The sequence below is a fragment of the Paracraurococcus ruber genome, from assembly GCF_004353985.1.
GTDB classification, from domain to species: Bacteria; Pseudomonadota; Alphaproteobacteria; order Acetobacterales; family Acetobacteraceae; genus Paracraurococcus; species Paracraurococcus ruber.
In genome coordinates this window covers 1-1577 of record NZ_SMOA01000548.1, presented here as the reverse complement: position 1 = coordinate 1577, position 1577 = coordinate 1, and the positions used below count along the sequence as shown (strand labels likewise).

Here is a 1577-nt window from a genome sequence, read left to right as displayed (position 1 = left end):
GACGCGGGCGATCGCGGGCCGGCCGCCGGCCGCCTGATGCCGGGGCGCCCGCCTGCGCGCCCGGGCACGCGGGCCGCTCCCGGCCAGTGATCGCGGCGCGGCGTGCAGGCCGCCCCGCCATCCGATCCCGGCAAGTCGCCGGCGAAGGCAGGGCCGGCGGCGCGTCCGCCGCTCCGCGATGCGCCTGGAGCGGTTCCCGTTCGCCATGGCTCACGGCAACCGCTCTGGTCATTTGATTCGAAGAGCATCTTCACCCGCTCAGGTGAGTCCACCCGAGCGGGATCTGCTCTAGCCGCGGCGCATCAGCGCCAGCGCGCCGCCCAGCACCGCCACGCCCGCGGTCAGCGGCCCGAAGCCGCCGAAGCCGAATTCCGCCATCATCCAGCCGCCCAGCGATGCCGCCCCCAGCCAGCCGAAGCTGGCCGAGGTGACGTTCAGCCCCAGCACGGTGCCGCGTACCTCGTCCGGCACATTGGCCATGGCCGCCATCAGCGCCGGCCGCGCCAGCGCATTCACCAGCACATAGCCGAAGCCGAGCGCGACGGTCGGCACCAGCCCCACCCGCCAGCCGAACAGCGCCAGCGCCACCAGCGCCGAGCCGAACATGGCGGCGGCGAAGACCAGTTGCCGGTCCGGCAGCCGGTCCGCCAGTTGCCCGCCCAGCACGGTGCCGAGGATGTTGCCGAGCGCGAAGAGCGCCAGCGGAAGCGCCACCTGGCCGAGCGAGAGGCCGTAGGTGACCTGCAGGAAGGTGGCGAAATACACCGCCGTCAGCCCGTAGCAGATGCGCTCGGCGACCCCCATGACCAGCAGGCGCAGCACGCGGGGCGACATGGCGGCGCGGAAGCCGGTGCGCGCCGCGCCAGCGCCGCCGCGCGCCTCGGCCGCCGGCCGCAGCGTCGTCGCGAACAGGCCGGTGGCGGCGAAGACCGCCAGCGCGGCGACGCAGAGATTGACCCCGCGCCAGCCGACGAAGGTGCCGATCCAGGCGGCCGCCGGCACGCCGACCAGCAGGGTCAGCGACTGCCCGGCCATCACCCAGCCCAGTGCCCGGCCGCGCTGGCGGTCCACCGTGCGGGCCGAAGCCTCGGCCATCAGCACGCCGGTGAAGCCGCCGGCGCAGCCGCCGGCCAGCGTCGACCACAGCGCCGCCTCGAGATAGCTGCCGGAGGAGGAGAGGCCCGCCATGCAGAGCGCGAGCGCGATCGGCCCGCCGATGAGGAAGGGCCGTCGTCCCCAGCGGTCCGATCCCGCGCCGGCGAACAGGGACGCGGCGCCCCAGGCGATGGAGGTGAGCGCCATCAGGTTCGCCACCAGCGGCAGGCTCGCCTCCAGGTCGCGCGCCATGTCGATCAGGAAGGGCGCGCGGGTGGTGCCGGAGGAAGACGCGGCGAACATGCCGAGGCAGGCGGCGGCGAGCAGCGCCCAGGGCATGCGCGGCAGGGCCGGCTCGGGCACGGCTTGGGTGGGGGGCATGCGGCGGGTCTAAGCAGGGTTTCGTGGCCGGGGCTACAGGCCGGGGGGCGCGGGCCGGCCCGGCGGGCGCCCGCGGTGCATCGGGCCGCGGCGGCGGCGGC

At 75.7% G+C, this 1577-nt stretch carries 1 protein-coding gene; it reads right to left on the bottom strand.

Annotated elements, in window-relative coordinates:
- Positions 1 to 288: 288 nt before the first annotated feature.
- Positions 289 to 1476, bottom strand: a complete 1188-nt coding sequence (locus E2C05_RS31645; protein ID WP_133223566.1) for an MFS transporter — start codon at positions 1474 to 1476, stop codon at positions 289 to 291.
- Positions 1477 to 1577: the final 101 nt, after the last annotated feature.

What these genes read in the sequence shown, in the direction of transcription:
- E2C05_RS31645 (WP_133223566.1), bottom strand. Translation starts at nt 1,476, where the DNA reads ATGCCCCCCACCCAAGCCGTGCCCGAGCCGGCCCTGCCGCGCATGCCC.